The sequence below is a fragment of the Xanthomonas sp. BRIP62418 genome, from assembly GCF_003993495.1.
GTDB classification, from domain to species: Bacteria; Pseudomonadota; Gammaproteobacteria; order Xanthomonadales; family Xanthomonadaceae; genus Xanthomonas; species Xanthomonas euroxanthea.
The window spans coordinates 16857-36248 of record NZ_QEZG01000036.1; the positions used below are offsets into that span (position 1 = coordinate 16857).

The 19392-nt window shown below is 65.2% G+C and carries 13 protein-coding genes; 2 read left to right on the forward strand and 11 right to left on the reverse strand.

The annotated features are described in order from the left end of the window. Window position 1: 1 nt before the first annotated feature. On the forward strand, window positions 2-730 hold the full coding sequence (locus EO174_RS10385; protein WP_126944359.1) for a M23 family metallopeptidase: 729 nt from the start codon (window positions 2-4) through the stop codon (window positions 728-730). A 55-nt stretch (window positions 731-785) separates the two neighbouring features. Here EO174_RS10385 and EO174_RS10390 read toward each other — a convergent pair whose 3' ends face one another. After that, on the reverse strand, window positions 786-1547 hold the full coding sequence (locus EO174_RS10390; RefSeq protein WP_126944362.1) for an SDR family oxidoreductase: 762 nt from the start codon (window positions 1545-1547) through the stop codon (window positions 786-788). 98 nt (window positions 1548-1645) lie between these two features. Here EO174_RS10390 and EO174_RS10395 point away from each other — a divergent pair, with 98 nt between their 5' ends. Continuing rightward, window positions 1646-2623 carry a LysR family transcriptional regulator gene (locus tag EO174_RS10395; RefSeq protein WP_164740176.1) on the forward strand — a complete coding sequence of 326 codons (978 nt, stop codon included), beginning with the start codon at window positions 1646-1648 and terminating at the stop codon, window positions 2621-2623. A gap of 281 nt (window positions 2624-2904) precedes the next feature. Here the strand turns inward: EO174_RS10395 and fhuE are convergent, their stop codons facing one another. The 10 genes from fhuE to EO174_RS10450 all read right to left on the reverse strand — a co-directional run bounded on the left by fhuE (window position 2905) and on the right by EO174_RS10450 (window position 19385). Beyond that, on the reverse strand, window positions 2905-5097 hold the full coding sequence (fhuE, locus tag EO174_RS10400) for a ferric-rhodotorulic acid/ferric-coprogen receptor FhuE (protein ID WP_126944368.1): 2193 nt from the start codon (window positions 5095-5097) through the stop codon (window positions 2905-2907). A gap of 530 nt (window positions 5098-5627) precedes the next feature. After that, window positions 5628-7628 carry a transketolase gene (gene tkt / locus EO174_RS10405; RefSeq protein WP_126944371.1) on the reverse strand — a complete coding sequence of 667 codons (2001 nt, stop codon included), beginning with the start codon at window positions 7626-7628 and terminating at the stop codon, window positions 5628-5630. A gap of 239 nt (window positions 7629-7867) precedes the next feature. Further along, window positions 7868-9148: a dicarboxylate/amino acid:cation symporter gene (locus EO174_RS10410; protein WP_206515066.1), complete on the reverse strand. Its 1281-nt coding sequence runs from the start codon at window positions 9146-9148 to the stop codon at window positions 7868-7870. 986 nt (window positions 9149-10134) lie between these two features. Continuing rightward, window positions 10135-11868, reverse strand: a complete 1734-nt coding sequence (locus EO174_RS10420; RefSeq protein WP_126944377.1) for a BatD family protein — start codon at window positions 11866-11868, stop codon at window positions 10135-10137. Next, on the reverse strand, window positions 11865-13733 hold the full coding sequence (locus EO174_RS10425; RefSeq protein WP_164740168.1) for a tetratricopeptide repeat protein: 1869 nt from the start codon (window positions 13731-13733) through the stop codon (window positions 11865-11867). The genes EO174_RS10420 and EO174_RS10425 overlap by 4 nt, the downstream gene beginning before the upstream one ends. After that, complete coding sequence (locus tag EO174_RS10430) at window positions 13730-14737, reverse strand: VWA domain-containing protein (RefSeq protein ID WP_119127495.1); 1008 nt, start codon at window positions 14735-14737, stop codon at window positions 13730-13732. Before EO174_RS10430 ends, EO174_RS10425 begins: the two co-directional genes overlap by 4 nt. Then, window positions 14734-15195 carry a DUF4381 domain-containing protein gene (locus EO174_RS10435; RefSeq protein WP_115677317.1) on the reverse strand — a complete coding sequence of 154 codons (462 nt, stop codon included), beginning with the start codon at window positions 15193-15195 and terminating at the stop codon, window positions 14734-14736. The genes EO174_RS10430 and EO174_RS10435 overlap by 4 nt, the downstream gene beginning before the upstream one ends. Before the next feature lie 2 nt (window positions 15196-15197). Then, a complete protein-coding gene (locus EO174_RS10440; RefSeq protein WP_164740169.1) occupies window positions 15198-16160 on the reverse strand; it encodes a DUF58 domain-containing protein in 963 nt (320 codons plus the stop codon). A gap of 22 nt (window positions 16161-16182) precedes the next feature. Next, window positions 16183-17202 carry a MoxR family ATPase gene (locus tag EO174_RS10445; protein WP_104584784.1) on the reverse strand — a complete coding sequence of 340 codons (1020 nt, stop codon included), beginning with the start codon at window positions 17200-17202 and terminating at the stop codon, window positions 16183-16185. 284 nt (window positions 17203-17486) lie between these two features. Beyond that, a complete protein-coding gene (locus tag EO174_RS10450) occupies window positions 17487-19385 on the reverse strand; it encodes a type IV pilus secretin PilQ family protein (protein ID WP_126944386.1) in 1899 nt (632 codons plus the stop codon). Window positions 19386-19392 lie beyond the last annotated feature (7 nt).

The window sequence follows — 19392 nt, forward strand, 5'->3', positions numbered from 1 at the left end:
CATGAAACTGCTGATGATGCTGGTAGTGGGCGTCTTGCTCGGTGCGGCCGGCTATTGGTGGCTGGAACGCGAGGCCCCGCAGGCGGCGGTGGCACCCACTTCTGCCACTGCGTCTGCGGTGGCAGCGCAGGCCCAAACGGCAGGCGCCGGGCCGGCGGCATCCTCCGCTGCTGCTCCGGCTGCCGCTGCTCCCGCCGTTGCCGCGTCGCCCTCCACCGGAACGGCAGGTGCGGCAGACGCACCAACCGTGGCGGCATCCGCACCCTCGCCTGACGCTGCAAGTGCAGACAGCGGCCTGCTGATTCCGGTGCAAGGCATCAGCAGCGGCCAGCTGCAGAATACGTTTACCGACGCACGCAGCGAAGGCCGCGTGCACGACGCCATCGACATTCTTGCGCCGACCGGCACGCCGGTGATTGCGGTGGCAGACGGTACGGTCGAGAAACTGTTCAACAGCGAACGCGGCGGCCTGACCATCTATCAATTCGACCCGGCCGGGACGTACTGCTACTACTATGCGCACCTGGAGCGCTATGCCGACGGTCTGGCGGAAAAGCAGTCGATCAGGCGCGGCCAGATCATCGGCTACGTCGGCAGCACCGGCAATGCCGATCCTGCCGCGCCGCATCTGCACTTCGAGATCCATCGCCTGGGACCGGAAAAACAATGGTGGAAGGGAGAGGTCTTGAATCCCTATCCCGTGTTGCATGGCGATCAACCCCTGCAGTGATGCACGACGTGGCGATGCAGTCAGAGGCCTGCGCGTGATGCGCAGGCCTTCGCATTCAGATCAACATCCCGCCCGATACCTCGATGCGCTGCGCATTGATCCACCCCGTCCCCGGCGCAAGTAACGCAGCAACCACCGGCCCGATATCGTCCGGCAGTCCTGGCCGTCCCAGCGCCGTGACCGACGACACCATCGCGTTGACCTGGGCGTTATCGCGCACGGTCCCGCCGTTGAAGTCCGTTTCGATCGCGCCCGGCGCCAGCGTATTGGCACGAATGCCACGCGCCCCCAGTTCCTTGGCCAGATAACGGGTGAACACTTCCACGCCGCCTTTCATCATCGCGTAAGCCGATGCACCGGGCAGCGCGAAGCGTGCCAGGCCACTGGACACATTGAGGATGCGTCCGCCATCGGCGATCAGCGGCAACAGCGCCTGGGTCAGGAAATACGGCCCCTTGAGATGGAGGTTGACCAGTGCGTCGAACTGCGCCGGGGTGGTGTCGGCGATGGCCGCATGCAACCCGGCGCCCGCGTTGTTGACCAGCGCATCGAACTGCGTGCGATCCCAACCGGCCAGCACCTGCTTCAACTGCGCGGCGAATGCCGCAAACGACGCGGTGTCGGCAACATCCAGCGGCAATGCCTGCGCGCGGCGGCCGAGCTGGTGGATCTGCGCGACCACCGCAGCCGCCTCATCTGCCTGGCTGCGGTAGGTCAGCACGATATCGCTGCCGTCTGCAGCGAGCGCAAGCGCGGCATTGCGGCCCAGGCCGCGGCTGCCGCCGGTAATCAGGGTGATCGGTGTGGTGGTCGACATGGATGGACTCCGGTGCGTGTTGCATGCGATGTGGAGCGATCAACAAACCAGCCGTGACCGCGAGATGGGCGTGACAGCGCCTGACCGTGCCAAGACTATTGCGCTTGCCATGCCGCATAAATCGGTCCAACCTGATTGCACCGTTCAAGAACCTCGACCAATCGATGGACACCCTGGAGTCGCTGCGCGCCTTCCTGCGCGTGGCCGAGCTCGGCAGCTTTACGCGTGCCGCCGACACGCTGGGGCTACCCAAAGCCAGCGTCTCCACCGCCGTACAGCGGCTCGAGGCCTCGCTCGGCACGCAACTCCTGCATCGCACGACGCGCCGCGTGCAACTCACCGGCGACGGCACCGCGTTCTACCAGCGCAGCCGCGACCTGCTCGACGACATGGACGAGTTGCAGAGCATGTTTCAGCGCGAACGCAGCCAGCTGCGTGGGCGCCTGCGGGTGGATATGTCCTCCGGCATCGCGCGCACATTCGCGATTCCCGCATTGCCCGGGTTCCTGGCGCAGCACCCGCAGCTGGAAGTGGAAATCAGCGGCACTGACCGGCGCGTGGATGTGGTGCGCGAAGGCTTCGATTGCGTGGTGCGCGTAGGCACGCTCGAAGACACCAACCTGGTCGCACGGCCGCTCGGCGCGTTTCGCATCATTAGCTGCGCCAGTGCCGGCTACCTCGCACGACGGGGCATGCCGCAGCGCCTGGACGAGCTGGCACACCACGACCTGGTGCATTACGTGCCGACACTGGGCCAGCGCTCGCCCGGCTTCGAGTACCACGACGGACACGCCTACCAGCTGCTGCCGATGCGCGGGCCGGTCACGGTCAACAACGGCGATGCCTATCTCGCTGCGGCATTGGCGGGCCTGGGCATCATCCAGGCGCCGGCCAGCCCGCTGCGTCCGTATCTGGACAGCGGCGCGCTGATCGAAGTGCTTGCCGACCTTGCACCGGAACCGATGCCGGTCACGCTGCTCTACGCGCAGCGTCGCCATCTGCCGCAACGCGTGCGTGCGTTCATGGACTGGGTTGCAGAGGTGATGGCGCCGCATCTGGAGCCGTTGCAGCCCTAGCCCGCCGTGGATGCGATTGCGGCACGTCGGCGCGCATGCGCGTGTGGAAGCGGCCCTGCAGCACGCCGACGCCGGCGGGACAGGCCATCAGCGCCTTGCGCACCAGATCGATTCCACTGAAGCACACCAATCCCCGCATGCAGCGCAGGCAATGCAATACGCGCAACAGACCTAGGATCGGCCCGCAGGCTACAGACAAGAAAACAGGCACCTGTTGCGAGGTGCCTGCATCGTTGCAGTGGCAGGCCAGGCGCTGAAAGCGCGCCCGGCCTGGTCAGCGATCAGAACGTGTAGTTGAAGGTCAGCATGCCGTTGCGCGATGCGCCCCATGCGCCATAGCCACCGTTGAACTGCGCGTAGTAACGCTTGTCGAGCAGGTTGTCGACGTTGAGCTGCACCGAGAACTGCGGCGACAGCCGGTAGCGCGCGAAGGCGCTGACCAGTGCGTAGGCGCCTTGCTGGAAGGTGCCGTAGGCCGGATCCACGTAGTACGAGCGGTTCTGCCAGTTGACGCCGCCGCCCACGGTCAGATCGCTCCACGCACCCTGCGGGGTGTAGCTGTTGAACAGCTTGAGGGTGGTGCGCGGCAGATGCGTGTTGATCGAGGTGCCGTTGTCATCGCGGGCGGTGTAGTGCGAGGCGCCGAAGGTGGTGTTCCAGCCCTCGGTCACCCGCCCGGACACCTCGAAATCGAAGCCTTCGCTGACCACGCCGTTGGCGGCCTCATATGCAAATTCGCTGCTACCGGGGACGAAGCCGCCGGTGGCCACGCCCAGGTTGTCCTGCTCGATACGGAACACCGCCAGCGAGGCATTGAGCCTGTCGTCGAACCACGCGGCCTTGACGCCAGCCTCGTAGCCCTTGCCGCTCAACGGATCCAGGTAGCCGCCATTGGCATCGCGCAGCGTCTGCGGATTGAAGATTTCGGTGTAGCTGACGTAGGTCGACCACACGTCGTTGATATCGTAGACCAGGCCGGCGTACGGGGTGACTTCAGTCTGGGTGTCGGAGAACGGCACCAGGCGTTGCGTGGTCGAATCGAAGTTGCGGCCATCGATCTGCCAATCGGTATAGCGCGCACCCACCAGCAGCGTCAGCGGATCTGCCAGCGAGAAGCGTGCAGCCACATAGGCGGCCTTCTGCTTGATGGTGCCGTCGCTCTGCACCGTGCGTGGGCTCCAGTTGGGTTCCGGGTACGCGCCGGTCCAGCCGAAGTAGCTGTCAAGTGCCGCCGGGAAATCGAAGGTGCCGTTGTTGACGTACTCGCGGCGGTTGTAGCTGGCACCGGCGACCAGCTGATGCTCGCGGCCGAACAGCTGGAACGGGCCTTCGGCATAGACGTCGGCACCATCGGCCTTGCGCTCGGTCAGGTAGTTGCCCGAGTACGGCACCACGCCGCCGCCGGTGGCACGGTCGAACCCGAAGATCGTATAGAACGGATAGAACAGGTGATTGGCCGCTTCGGTCTTCTCGTGGCTCAGATTGGCCTTGAGGGTCCAACCGTTGTCGAAGCTCTGCTGCAGGCTGGCGAAGGTGCGCTGCAGGCGCGTGTCCCAGAACGTCCAGTCGGTCGCCGGGTTGAACGAACGATCGTAGCTCGTGCGGGTGCCATCGCTGTAGAACAGCGGGAAGCCGCCCCAGGTGACATCGTCCGATTCCTTCTTCTGGTACTCGTAACCCACGCTCAGCAAGGTGCTGTCGGTGAGGTCGGCGTCGATGATGGCCGAGCCGATCTTCTTGCGCAGGTTGTAGCGGTCCATGTCCGACTCGCCGTCCTGGTACACGCCGATCACCCGTGCGCGCACGTTGCCGCTGGGGCTGAGCGGCACGGTGACATCGGCCACGCTGCGGGTCTTGTTGAAATCGCCGCCACCCACCGACACTGTGCCGGTGAAGTCGCGGCTGAGCGCATGCTTGCGCACCAGGTTGATCGAGGCCGACGGATTGCCCGAGCCGGTGAGCAGGCCGGTGGCGCCACGCACCACTTCGACGCGGTCGTACAGCGCCACGTCCAGCGCCGAGTCACCGTAGCTCCAGGCCTGCTCCATGTAGGCCGGGATGCCGTCGAACTGGTAGTTGTCGATGTAGAAGCCGCGTGCGTAGAACTCCAGCCGCTCGCTGTCGCTCTGCGCCACCGAGATGCCGGTGACATTGTTGAGCACGTCGGTGATGCTCTGCAGGTTCTGGTCGTCCATGCGGTCGCGGGTGATCACGGTCACCGACTGCGGAATCTCCCGCAACGACAGGTCCATGCGCGTGCCGGCGGTGGTCTTCTCCACCGTGTAGCCCTTGGCCTGTTCCCCCTGCACGATCAGCCGGTCCAGCGTGGTGACCTCGGCATCGGGGGCGGCAGCAGGCGTCTCGGCCAGCACCTGACCGGCGGCCATGGTGCACAGCGCGGCCAGCAGCGCGCGCGGCAGGACATGGCGACGCGCGCCCACGGAAGCAAGACGCAATTCGGTACTACGGATCATCGGGGACTCCAACGCAGACGGGTCAGACCACGCGCTGCGAAGACGCCGCGCCGGCAACAGGGGGGAGGAACGCTGTGCCGGACCACCGGCAGCGCGCCATTTTAATGGGAATGATTCACATTTTAAACAGCCGGATTGACATTTTTTTAGCATCGGCTTGACACAAGCGAGCGCTACCTGGCTGTGGGGCCCGCAGATCAATCTGCATCCCCGCCGTCCGCCATCGCCATAGCAATAGCAATCCACCAGCGCAGACCGGATCCGGCCGTCCCGAAGGAGAGCAACACGACCTGTTTCGATGGACTGTCTGCCCAGACCAGGCAACCTCGTGCTACCACGCATCGGGCACGATCCCAATCCGCCGATGCGGGATGCGCAGTTACAGGCGCTGACAAGGATCGCGCATCAGCGCTGGCCGACGACGCGCACTGACGCGTGCAATGGGTCCGTTGCACGATGCCCCCCTTCGCGCACGAGCCCCACAAAAAAAGCCGGCTTTCGCCGGCTTTCTTCAGGCAATACGCAAGGCCTTACAGCGCCTTGGCCGCCGCAACCACATGCTCGGCCGTGATCTTGAAGTACGCGTACAGCTGATCCGCCGGTGCCGAGGCGCCGAAGGTATCGATGCCGACCACGTCGCCATCCAGGCCCACGTACTTGCGCCAGAAACCGGTCACGCCCGCTTCCACCGCCACGCGCTTGCGCACCGCATTCGGCAGCACCGACTCGCGATAGGCCGCATCCTGGCGATCGAATACATCGGTCGACGGCATCGACACCACGCGCGTCTTCAGGCCGGCCGCGTCCAGGGTCTGCTTGGCTTCCACCGCCAGCCCGACTTCCGACCCGGTGGCGATCAGGATCACGTCGGGCGTACCGCCTTCGGCATCGGCCAGCACATAGCCACCGCGTTCGATCAGCTTGAGCTGCTCGTCGCTGCGCGGCTGGTGCTGCAGGTTCTGGCGGCTGAACACCAGGCAGCTCGGGCCGTCCTTGCGGGTGATGGCGGCCTTCCAGCTCACCGCCGACTCCACCGCATCGCCCGGGCGCCACACATCGTTGTTGGGGATGTAGCGCAGCGAGGCCAGGTGTTCCACCGGCTGATGGGTCGGGCCGTCTTCGCCCAGGCCGATCGAGTCGTGCGTGTACACATGGATGGCGTGGGCCGGATTCAGCGCACTCATGCGCACGCCGTTGCGGGCGTAATCGCTGAACACCAGGAAGGTGGCGTCGAACGGAATGAAGCCGCCGTGCAGCGCCAGGCCGTTGGCAATGGCGGTCATGCCGAACTCGCGCACGCCGTAGTAGACGTAGTTGGCATTCGGGTCATCGGTGGCCACCGACTTGCTGGCCTTCCACAAGGTCAGGTTGGAATGCGCCAGATCGGCCGAGCCGCCGATCAGTTCCGGCAGCAACGGCGCGAACGCTTCGATCGCCAGCTGCGAGGCCTTGCGCGAGGCGATGGTCTGGCCGTCCTGCTGTGCCTTGGCGATATAGGCATCGGCCTGGGCGATGAAGTCGGCCGGCAGCTCGGCATGCGAGCGGCGGGTCAGCTCGGCAGCTTCGGCCGCATACTGCTTGCCGTACTTGTCGAACAGCTGCTCCCACTCGGCCTGACGCAGCGTGCCGGTGCCGTTGGCGCGCCAGCCAGCATAGATCTCCTCGGGAATCTCGAACGGGCCGTACGGCCATTCCAGCGCCTTGCGTGCGCCCTCGAGTTCTTCCTTGCCCAGCGGTGCGCCATGCGAGGATTCCTTGCCGGCCTTGCTCGGCGCACCGAAGCCGATCTTGGTGCGGCAGCAGATCAGCGTGGGCTTGTCGGTATTGCCCAGCGCAGTCTCGATGGCGGCCTTGATCTTCTCGGCGTCATGTCCGTCCACATCGCGGATCACATGCCAGCCATAGGCCTCGAAACGCTCCGGGGTGTTGTCGCTGAACCAGCCGGCGGTGTTGCCGTCGATGGAGATCTGGTTGTTGTCCCAGAACGCGACCAGCTTGCCCAGGCCCCAGGTGCCGGCCAGCGAGGCGGCTTCGTGGGAAATGCCTTCCATCATGCAGCCATCGCCCATGAACACCCAGGTGCGGTGGTCGACGATTTCCAGCTCCGGGCGGTTGTAGCGCTGCGCCAGCAACTTTTCGGCCAGCGCGAACCCGACCGCATTGGCAAAGCCCTGCCCGAGCGGACCGGTGGTGGTCTCCACCCCGGGGGTTTCGCTGCGCTCGGGATGGCCAGCGGTTTTGCTGTGCAGCTGGCGGAACTGCTTGAGCTGCTCGATCGGCAGGTCGTAGCCGGACAGGTGCAGCAGCGCGTACTGCAGCATCGAGCCGTGGCCGTTGGACAGCACGAAACGGTCGCGGTTGAACCACTGCGGGTTGTTCGGGTTGTGCCGGAAGAAATCGTTCCACAGCACTTCGGCAATATCGGCCATGCCCATCGGCATGCCGGGATGGCCGGATTTGGCGGCTTCGACCGCATCGGCGGCGAGAAAACGGATGGCGTTGGCCAGCTGGCGGCGGGTGGGCTGGGTCATGGGCGTCTATGGAAGCGGAGGGGAACACCGCTGGAAGCGGAGACGCTTATTCTCCCACAGAGCGCGTTAGGGGGATGGGGAGTCGGGAATGGAGAATTGGGAATGGGGAATCGGATGCAGTGTTGCAGGTTGGCCGCTATCGCTGCTCGCACCGCAACTCTCCCCCCGGTGTGGCATGACCTCCCATTACACGTACCGATCGCAACAGCCGGCTTTACCCATTCCCGATTCCCAATTCCCTATTCCTCGCCCTTGGCGACCAGGGTCGTCAGCGCCAGATCGCCGGTCACGTTCAGCGCCGTCCGGCACATATCCAGGAAGTGATTGACGCCCAGGATCATGCCGATGCCGACCGGGTTGACCCCGACCATCGCGCAGATCAACGCCACCACCGGCAGCGAGCCGGAGGGCACGCCGGCGGTGCCGATGCCGCCCAGGATGCACACCAGCATCACCATGAACTGCTGGCCCAGGCTCAAGTCCACGTTGAAGAACTGCGCCAGGAAGATCACCGTCACCCCTTCGAACAAGGCGGTGCCGTTCTGGTTGGCAGTCGCGCCCACGGTCAGCACGAAGCGCGACACCCGCGGCGGCAGGCCCATCTCGTCGGCCACGCGCAGGGCGGTCGGCAGGGTGGCGTTGCTGGAGGCGGTGGAGAAGGCCATCATCGTGGCCTCCTGGGTCTGCCGGAAGAAGCCGATCGGCGAGCGCCCGGCGAACTTCACCGCCAGCCCGTAGCTGACCACCATGTGCAGGCCCAGCGCCAGCACCACCACGCCCACGTAAGCGCCCAGACGGATCAACAGATCGAAGCCGAACAGCGCGGCCAGGTTGAACATGAAACAGGCCACCGCATACGGCGCCAGCCGGATCACCAGGCCGATCAGGGTCATCGAGATTTCGAAGATGCCTTCGATGCCGCGCTTGAGCGTGGCCACTTTTTCATCGGCGGTCAGCACCATGCCCACGCCGAACATCACCGCAAAGAACATCAGCGACAGGATCGCACCGTTGCTGGACGCCGCAGCGATCACGTTGCTGGGCACGATCGACAGCAGCATGTCCATGCCCTGCGGCTGGGTGCCGGAGCTGGAGATGATTTCGCGGGTGCGCTCAGCGTTCTGCTGGATCAACTGGTTGGCCAGCTGCGGATCCACGCCCGCACCAGGCTTGAGCACATTGACCAACACCAGCCCCAGCAACACCGCCACGCCGGACAACACGATGGTGTAACCCAGGGTGCGCCACCCCACCCGCCCGAGCGCGCGGATGTCGCCCATTTCGGAAATGCCCATCACCAATGCCGAAAACAGCAACGGCACGATCAGCATGAAGATCAGATTGAGGAAGATCTGCGAGAACGGAGTGGTGACGTACCTGGTCACCATACGCACCCAGTCGGCATCGCTGCCGGCCAGGTAGTAGACCGCCAGACCCAGCAGCAGACCGACGGCGAAGCCAATGCCCATCTTCCAATGCAGGGGCAGGCCCAGGCGGCGCGCGGCGGGGGATGCAGTCATCTGGTCAGGCCTTGATCTGGACACAAGCCCCGGAGCTTAACAAACGCCATCGACGCGGCCACCTACCCGGCCGGCCGCCATGCGCCCCCCCGAGGGTAGGTATTCCTCACGACATCCGGTGATGCAGCCGTTGGAGCGGGCGAGGCCCCTGCGACCAGCCCGCGGATCAGCCGTGCTGCAAGTGCTCTGTCCGCAGTGCCTAGGCCTCATCGGGACGCAATGTAGAGCAACGAATCCATAGGCCCAGGGCGTCATCTAGTCGCGACAGGATGCGTGAATCAAAAGCCCGGTGAATCGAGGGCGCGGTGCCCTCATCGCACCAGGAAGTTAGTCGGCCGCTTTATTGAAAGCGTTTCGCTCGGCTTGCGCGGGGAACTGGTCGGACGCAACGTGATTCGAACAACGCACGCCATGCCCTGCTTGTAACTGCGCACACCGACCATCTGAACTGATCATTGCCCGCCTACCGTCGCGGGACCTTACGCGGCATGGATGCCGCGTAAGAGCCTACAAGGACGTACTTGCGGCGTGTCCCGCGATGGTGGGCGGGCAATGGCCCCGCAGCCAACTCGCAGTGTCGAGGGCGCGGGTGCCCTCACCAGACAATTGGTCGGGGCTCATCTAAAAAGCTGTCTGTCGTGCGGCAAGCATCGGACGTGGTGTCGACGCTTCATGTCGAACGAGGTGCATCCAGCACCGCTCTTCCATGCACACAGACCAACTCGACAGGTCCTTGCCCGCCTACCGTCGCGGGACCTTACGCGGCATGGATGCCGCGTAAGAGCTTACAAGGACGTACTTGCAGCGTGTCCCGCGATGGTGGGCGGGCAAGGGCCCTGCAGCCACGCCGCAGACCAAACGCCTTGCCTTGAAAAACGCCTTGCTTTAAGCAGCACAGTCAAAGAACCGCAGTCAGCGCGTCAAAACGAGGTGCAGCACGCCGGCTAACCAAGATCTGTCCACCGCTGCCGATGCAGCGACACCGATCAAGGCGCCGGCGGATACAGCGGCGCCAATACCTCCGGCTCCGCAGCGGTGGCGTGCCGCCAACGCGGCCCCTTGGCGAAGGCCTCACGCAATGCCGAACGTGCACTGCCCACGTCACCATCGCCGCCCCAGCGAGCGCGCTGCATCTGCGCCACCGCCGCGCGCTGCGCCGGGTCGCTCAACGCGGCCAGCACGCTGTCGATGTCGGCAACGCCGGCCATGCCACATAGCACCGCGGCCACATCGTCCATGCCGCCGGTGTCGAGCGCGCGTCGCAATTCGGCCACACCGTGGGTCACACGCCGGCCGGGCGCAGCTGCATCGCCGGCATTGAGCACCGGCGCGCCGTGCGAACCGCCGCGACGCCGTGACAGGGCCCACACCAGGGTGGCAATCCACAGCAGCGCAAAACCCATCGCCGCAGCGATCCAGCCCCACGGCCGTTGCGTGGCCGCCGATTGCTGCAGGCTCAGCGTGCTGGCTGCAGGCGTGGTCGCAGGGTTCTCCGGTGACGAATTGGCTGACGGCGCAGGTGCCGGCGCCGCAAACGCACCGGTACCGGCCGCCACATCCAGCGTCAGATCCGGCAGCGAGGCCGTCTTGGCCGCCGCCGCGCCCACATCCCACCATGCCACCTGCAAGCCGGGCACCACCAGCGGACCGGCGCGGTTGGGCACGATCGAATAGCGGCGGGTCAGCCGCAGCTGCGGCGAGCCATCCACGAAGCGTTCTTCGTACTGCGCCGGCTCGGCAAACACCTGCGCGTCGGGCACGCTCGGGGTCGGCAAATCGGGGAACTGCGCCTGGGTGGCGCCGCGCGCGCTGGCCTCCACCACGATCTGCGCCGCTTCGCCGGCGGTGGCGCGCTGCGGCGTGGTCGTATATCGCAGCTGCAGGCTGCGCAACGGCAACCACGGCTGCGGCGCATTGGCCGGTTGTGCACGGACCTGCAGCGGGATGCTGGCGCTGCGCGCGCTCAGCTCGCCATTGCCGCGACCGAAGTAATCGTCGAAGAAGCCCCCGACCGACCGACCGTTGAAGCGCGCCGACGGCAACACCAGGCGACCGCTGCGCTCGGGCACCAGCAGGTAACGTCGTTCGACCACGTTGTATTGACGATTGTTGAGCACCTTGACCGAACTGACGTCATCGCCGATGCGCTGCAGCGATGCACCATCGGGCGCTTCCAGATCCAGCTCGCCGGACGCCAGCTGCGTGGCGAAATACAGCCGCACCACCACGCCCACACTTTGCTGCACATAGGGCTGCGGATCGTCCACCTGCGTCTGGACAAACGCATCCTCATTGCCTTGCGCCGCAGCTGCTGCGCCGGGCGCGCTGCTGCCGGCATCGCTTGCCGAAGCGCCCACCTGCAACCGCAACGGTTCGGTGCGCTCGTTACCGACGCGGATCGCCGGCACGATCAGCTCGCCGCTCTTGCGCGGCGTCAGCACCACACCGAACAGTGCGCGCACCGTCACCGACCCATTGGTCACCTGCATCTGCTGGTTGGCGCTCTTGGCCCCCAGGGTGAAGTCGTTGCGCAAGGGCGTGTAATCCGGATCGACACCGCGTTGATCGGTTTCGATGTTCAACATCACCACGTCGCCGGCATTGGCGCTGTCGCGGTCCAGCCACGCGCGCGTGACGGCGCCCACCGGTGCACAGGTGAGCAGCATCACGCCGGTCAACATGCCGATCGCCGCGCGGCGCAAATGGTGTGTGCCGATCATCGTCCGTCCCGTTGCCTGCGTTCGTGTTCCAGCCTGAATTTGGTGCGCAACAAACTGCCCGGATCATCCGGCACCCGCCGCAGCCAGGCATCCACCGCCTGGCGCTGTTCGCGTTGCTCCGGCGTCTCATCCGCCGCCGCTGCGGCGGCCTGCTTGCCGTCCGCAGCGGCGCTCTTGTCACCGGCCTGCGCCATCGCATGCTGCATCTTTTGCCGCTGCGCGGCATCGGCCTGCTGCTGCGCCTTGGCATCGGCCGATTGTGGCGCTGCGTCCTGCTTGCTCTGCTCGCCCTGGCCGTTTTTGGACTGCTGGTTCTGCGAGGCTGCGTCCTGCGGCGTCTGCGCAGACGGCTGGTCCTTGCCATCCTGCTTGCCTTGCGAATCCTGCTTGCCTTGCCCGTCCTGGCCAGGCGTCGGGTCGTCCTGCGCGTTCTTCCCGGACTGATTCTGGCCGGCGCTGTTCTTGTCGGCGTGCTTCTGGTCCTTGGACTGGCCCTTGCCGTCCTGGCCCTTGCCGTCCTGGTCTTTCCCATCCTTGTTGTTCTGCTGCTGACGCTTGCGCGCCGCATCCACCGCCGCACGATTGGCGATGGCGTCGGGCTGATCCGGGTGTTGCTTGAGCGCGCGATCGTAAGCCGCAATCGCTTCGTCGTACTGGCCCTGCCTGGCCAGCGCATTGCCGAGGTTGTACAGCCCCTCATCGGTGGGCACCTCCTCGAATGCTTTTTGTGCCGCGGCGAAATCGCCCTTGCGATAGGCCTGCACGCCGGCATCCAGGCGTTGCTGCTGCACCTGGTCGGCGCGTTGCCACAAGGTACCCTCGGCAGCATGTGCGGGCTGGGCCAACGGCAACACGCACACCAGGGCCAGGACCGCCACAACCGCACGCCGCCGGAACGCCAGCAGTGTCAGCAGCATCACCGGCAACAGCAGCCAGTAACCTTCGTCCAGCCAGGTCTTGCCGCCAGTGGATTCGGCGGTTTCATCGGCCAGCGGCTGTTGCGCCGGATCGAGCACGCCCAGCGCACGCAGGTCCGCATCGTCGGCAGTGATACGCGCATAGCGACCACCGCCCTGCCCGGCAAGGTCGCGCAGGCTGCCCTCATCCAGCCGTGTCTGCGCAATCTCACCGGTCATGGTGCGATAGGCGGCGCCGCGCTCGCTCCCCACGCCGAGCGCAGACACGCTGAATCCACGCGAGCGCGCCAGCCGCGCAGAACTCGAGGCCGCACGGTCGGCACTGTCGCTGACCAGCAGGATCTCGCCTTGCTTGAAGCCGGCCTGCAGCAGCAACTGCGTGGCCGCATCGATTGCCGCATCGGCGCGCTTGCCGTCCACCGGCATCACCGATGGCGACAGCGCATCCAGGAACAACGCCACGTTGGCCGTGTCATCGGTCAACGGTGCAACGGTGAAGCTCTCGCCCGCATAGACCAGCAGTGCGACTTCGCCACCGGCCCGCTTGCGCAACAACGTGGCCAACTTGGCACGCGCCTGCAGCAGGCGCGAGGGCGGCAAATCGTTGGCAGTGATGCTGGACGACAGGTCCAGCGCCACCACCAACGGCATGCTGGAGTGATACACCGGCCGCTCGGTCTGCCGCCAGCTCGGCCCGGTCATCGCCAGCACCGCCAGCGTATAGGTCAGCGCAGCCAGCACGAATCCCAGCCATCCACGCCGGCTGCCGGACACCAGCAGGGTCGGCAGCAGGTGTGCATCCACACTTTGCCGCCAGACATCGGCATCGCGTCGACGCAGCTGCCACAGCACCGCCGCCGGCACGATCGCCAGCAGCGCCCAGAGCAGACGCGGGCGCAACAGATGCAGCGACTGCAGCCAGCCAGCCAGTTCGGTCAGCGCGTTCATCGCCATCTCCGCGGCAACACGTAGGCCAGCAGCGCGATCACGATCGCAGCACCCAACGGCCAGTAGTAACGTTCCACGCGCGGCTGCACCGACGGGCCGAGCGCCTTGACCGGTTCCAGCCGATCCAGCTCGGCATAGATGCCGGCCAGCTCTTCGGTATCGCGCGCACGGAAGAAGCGCCCACCGGTTTGCGCGGCGATCTTGCGCAAGCCGTCTTCGTCGATATCGTCATTGCCCGTGGCCGGAATCGGCACACCGAACAACGAATAGCCGCCATTGCCGCCAAAGGCAATCGTGTGCACCCGCACGCCCTGGGCCTTGGCAAGCTCGGCGGCCTTGAGCGGATTGAGCACGCCTGCGGTGTTGACACCATCGGTGAGCAACACCACCACGCGCTGGCCCTGCTTCTGCTCGCGCAGCCGCTTGACCGACAATGCGATCGCATCGCCGATCGCCGTTTCGCGCCCGGCCAATCCCACCACGCTGTCGGCCAGCTGGTCGCGCACGGAGGTCAGGTCGGCGGTCAACGGCGTCAACGCGTACGCCCGCTGACCAAATACCAGCAGACCGACCCGGTCGCCGTCGCGACGATCCAGAAAGTCCGACAACACCGCCTTGGCGGCGGTCAGGCGGTCCACCACCTTGCCGCCGAGCACCATGTCCGGCTCGCTCATGCTGCCGGACAGATCCACCGCCAGCATCATCTGGCGTGCCTCGCGCGGCGGCTGGATCACATCGCCCAATTGTTGCGGGCGCGCCAGCGCAGCGCACAGGAAGAACCAGCCCAGCCACGCCAGCCAGCGCGGCACCCGCAGCACCGGTGCACTCTTAGCCTGCGCGACCGCCTGCAATTGGTCGGCGTAAGGCACGCGCAGTGCCGCCGTATCGGCGCGGCGCTGCGGCCAGAACCACATCAGCAACGGCAGCGGCATCAACCACCATGCCCACGGCCATGCGCAGTGCGCCAGCGCATCCTGCCATTGCGACCACTGCAGCCAGTTCATCGCCGGCCTCGCATCAAACCCAGAAAGCGCTGCCGTGCCAGTGCCTGCACCGTATCCAGATCGGTCACCGTCGGCGTACGTTGAAAACCACCGTCCAGCAGCGCGCGACCCGGTCCCTGCGAAAAGGCCCGCGTCTTACTTTTGCGCCCATCCAGAAACTGCAGCCATGCCTCGCCCTGCAGGCGGTCGGCCTGCGCATCGACGCTGCGCGCTGCGCGCCGCAGTAATATCGACAACGCTGCCAGGCGCTGTGCGGAAGTCGTTGCGCGCTGCAGTTCGGCATCGAATGCCGCCAGCCACAGACGCTGCCGCTGACGGCGGCGCCACCACCACCAGCCGACCGTGCCAAGCACCAGCACCACCGCCGTAATCACCAGCCACCAGCCCGGCGCCAGCGGCCACCACGACGGTGACGGCGGCAGATGGACATCGCGCAGCGGCAGCGATTGCGGTGCCATCGTCACAGGCTCCGCGCGGCAGCGCCGCCGCCCAGCCAGGCATCGCTGGCATCGTCGGTGGACAGGCGATGCAGGCGCACACCGCGTGCCTGCAAGACCGAGGTCAACTGCTCCAGCGGCGCCACGAATTCGGCCTGCCAGCGCGCCCGTCCGGCCTGCGAGGACAGATCGATCGCAATACGCTCGCCGCGCACATCGAAGCTCAGTGCGCGGGCCGGTGGCGCCAGCTCCAGGGGGTCGACCAGCACGATCACCACCACCTCGTGATGCAGGGCCAGCCCCGACCAGCGCGTGGCAGAAATCCTGCTGGCGCTGCGCGCATCGGCCAGCACGGTCAGCCGCGCGCCCGGGCGCAGTAGCCGCGCGGCATGGTCCAGCGCCACCTCCAGGCCCGCGTCGCCGGACGGCGGCTGCGCATACCAGCGCGCCAAGGCATCCAGTACCGGCAATACGCCGCGTTGCCCCGAGCGCGGCGCAATCGGCGCCTCGCTGGCAGTGCCGCGCAGGGCGGCGATGCGGTCGCCCTGCCGCTGCGCCAGCCACGCCGCAACCGCACCGGCACGTGCGGCCTGCACCGATTTGTAGCGCACCCGCGTGCCGAAGAAGAGTGCCGGCGAGGTATCGGCCACAATCAGACTCAAGCGTTCGCGCTCGGCCTGAAACAATTTCGTATGCGCACGCCCGGTACGCGCAGTGACGCGCCAGTCGATATGCCGCGCATCGTCACCCGCCACGTACTCGCGCGACTCGGCGTATTCCATCCCGCGCCCGCGCGTTGCCGCGGGCACCGGCCCGACCAGTCCATGGCGGCCACGCCCCGGCTGCCCGCGATGGACCGTGGTGCCGCGCAGCGCGATCAACTCCGCCAGCGTCGGCCGCAGTCCATCGCCGGCGATCGACGACGGCGCGGTGACAGGGGAAGAAGACGGCATCGAAGACATCGGATTCTGGTCAGAGGACGGCATACCTCAGCGACACGCTACCCGATCAGGGCAGCGGAATCTTTTCCAGCAGGGCGGCGACCAGGCGTTCGCCATCCCAGCCTTCGGCAGTGGCCTCGTAGCTGGGCAGCACGCGATGACGCAGCACGTCCGGGGCGATTGCGCGGATATCGTCCGGGGTCACGTAGTCGCGCCCGGCCAGCCATGCACGCGCACGTGCGCAGCGCTCCAGCGCGATCGACCCACGCGGGCTCGCGCCCCAGGCGATCCGCCGCGCCAATGCCGGGTCGTAGCGCTGGGCATCGCGCGACGCGAGCACGATCTCGATCAGGTAGCGCTCCAGCTGCGGAGCCAGATGCACGTCCAGCACGACACGCCGCGCGGCAAAGACATCTTCCAGCGGGATCTTGTCGGGCACCGTTTCATGCTTTTCCAGGGTATCGCGCGCGGCTTCACGTGCCAGACGCAGGATCTCGGCCTCGGCATCGGCCTGTGGATAGCCGATACGGACATGCATCAGGAAGCGATCCAGCTGCGCCTCGGGCAACGGGAAGGTGCCCTCCTGCTCGATCGGGTTCTGCGTTGCCATCACCAGGAACAGCTGCGGCAGCGCATAGGTGTGCCGCCCGACGGTAACCTGGCGCTCGCCCATCGCTTCCAGCAGCGCCGACTGCACCTTGGCCGGTGCTCGATTGATCTCGTCGGCCAGCAGGATCGGATGGAAGATCGGCCCGGGCATGAACTCGAACCGGCTGTCCTGCGGCCGCCAGATCTCGGTGCCGGTCAGATCAGAAGGCAGCAGATCCGGGGTGAACTGCACCCGCGCAAAATCGGCTTCCAGCCGCGAGGCCAGTGCACGGATCGCGGTGGTCTTGGCCAGACCCGGTGCGCCCTCGACCAGCAAATGCCCATCGGCCAGCAAGGCGATCAGCAAGCGTTCGACCAGCGCAGACTGGCCCACGATGCGCTGCGTCAGCGACTCGCGCAGCAAGGTGAATTGACGATGCAACCGGTCCTCGGCGGGCGCGGCAGCGGCTTCGGGGGGCAAGAGCGGCGGTGCGTTCATAGGCCCAGTGTGACCGATTCGAGCGCGATTGGTTCACTGAACGGCTTTGAGTTGTTCACTGAGTGAACCCAAGTATGACGCGCGTCACCCGCATCGCGACTTGGCAGGGAGGCAAGCTAATTGAACCAAAAGCCAGGACAGCAATAAGCTCTCGGGCCTGTTCAAGCTTGAGATCGCAGTAGCTATTTATAGCCGGAGCACGGCAAATCGCGCGCAATGGACAACTACCCACATCCAACACCGAAAAAAAGGCCGCTTTCGCAGCCTTTTATATTTATGCTATCTCAGGGAGTAGCGCTCGCCACACGCAGTACCTTTGGAGTTACGAAAACCAACAATTCGGCCTTCTCCTTGCTTCGCCCACGCTTCTTAAACAAATTTCCAAGGAACGGAATGTCGCCCAAGAATGGAACCTTTGCAATGCTCTCACGATCGGTAAACTCATAAACGCCACCAATGACTACAGTCTCGCCATCCCCAACCAGAACAGCAGTATTAACTTCGCGCCTATTTATTTCAGGGACCGTACCATAGCCCTGAAGCACGATGAACCTGGCAACTTCATCTTTTTTCACATTCATGTTCAAAAACACACGATTATCATTAGTGATCGTAGGTGTAACCTTGAGCTCTAACAACACTTCCTTGAATTGAACATTTGCCTGTGCCTGACCGCCATTGCTCGAGCCACTGATTGTCACATAACCGATTTCACGCCCCTGTTTAATCACGCCCTCACGCTGATTCGCTGTCACGATCCGAGGATTGGAAACAACCTCACCGCGTCCCTCTTCCTGCATTGCCGACAACTCCATGTCGAGAGCAAAGTTCCGCCCCAGCAAGGTGTAAGCAATTGAACCTGCAGTGCTAGTAGTGAATGTCCCAGCAGGCAGATTAAAGTTCAGTCCCGCAGGAACGTTATGTAATCCATTGTTAATAATAGATACATTATTCGTTGTGCTACCGCTGATAACGCTAGTGTTGTCGCCATACTGACGACGCCCGGCGATACCAAAGCGCGCCCCCAAGTCACGGGCAAATGTATCGGTCGCGATCACGATACGGCTCTCGATCAACACCTGATCCACTGGCCTATCGATATGCGAAATCAGCTCGCGCATCTGCGCAACCTTCTTCGGAATATCGCTGATCATCAAAGTATTGGTGCGCTCATCAGCAACCAGACGACCACGCGGTGACAAAAATCCGTTGTCTTGTTGCCCAGCACCGCCGCCACCGCCCTGACCGCCACCACCGCCACCAATCCCCTTGGCCTCCGTCAGCGCCTTGAAGATCACAGCCGCGTTGTGGTAATTGATCTGCACGTAATCGGTGATCAGATCCTCGCGATTCTCGATCGCGATGCGGGCGTCTTCCTTATCCTGCTCGAACTTGGCCAGCTCAGGCTGCGGGGCGACCCACACCACGCCGCCGTCGCGGCGCTTGTCCAGGCCCTTGGCGCGCAGCACGATGTCCAGCGCCTGGTCCCACGGCACGTTCATCAGCCGCAGCGTGACATTGCCCTGCACGGTGTCGGAGGCGACGATGTTGAGGTTGGATTCCTCGGCGATCAGCTGCAGCACGGTGCGTACCGGCACGTCCTGGAAGTTGAACGTCACCGGGCGGCCGCTGTAACCGCGCGCGGCGATCTGCGCCGCTGCCTGGGTGACGGCTGCGGCGCTGACGCCACCGACCGCGGGCTGGCCCTTGCGCGGAGTGATTTCGACCACGTATTCGTTGCCGGTCTGGTAGGCCAGCGAATCGAACGCGCCCTTGGTCGACAGCACCAGCTGCGAACCCGAGCCGGACGGCTTGACCTCGACACGTTGCACTGGCGTTGCGAAATCGGTGACGTTGAGTGGGCGCTGCAGTTCGGCGGGCAACCGCGCGTTGCTGATGTCGACCAGCACGTTGTCGCCCTGCGTACGCAGGTCCGGGCTGGCGCCCTGGCCGTCGAACTGCAGGATCAGACGACCCGTGCCATCCTCGCCCCGTTTGAAATCGATCTTGGACACCGCCAGGCTCGCCGGAGCGGTCCTGGCCGGATCCTGCGCGGGCTGCTTCAGTGCCGCCGCCGCGACCGCGCCACCACTCGCCAGCGCCAGCGCGAACCCCAACGCGCAGGCCCGAAGTGCCACGTGGCGTCGAACCGGACGCAGCCGCTGGGCATTGGAAAACGTCATCGTGCTA